This window comes from Photobacterium sp. R1, assembly GCF_054600795.1.
On the sequence record NZ_BAAHZP010000829.1, the window covers coordinates 1 to 247 of the forward strand.

Consider the following 247-nt stretch of genomic DNA (forward strand, 5'->3'; position numbering starts at 1 on the left):
GGGGCGAGGCACTGGCCAGTATCAGCTCGGTTTCCCGTCTGACGCTGACCTCCCGTACTGAAGCGCAGCCGGAAGCCTGGTCGGCCTATGCCGAGGGGCGTGACATGACGGTGCAGCTCAAACCGGCTGCCCACCCGGTCGGGACGACAGTGGAAGTGCTGGATCTGTTTTTCAATACCCCGGCCCGCCGTAAATTTCTTCGTACTGAAAAAACCGAATTTGCCCATATTGATGAACTGCTCAAGCG

Annotated in this window: 1 pseudogene; it reads left to right on the plus strand. The window is 58.7% G+C overall.

Annotated features, from left to right (window positions below):
• Positions 1-247 (plus strand): annotated as a pseudogene (locus ACYP03_RS27395) (DNA mismatch repair endonuclease MutL); the annotation flags it as partial.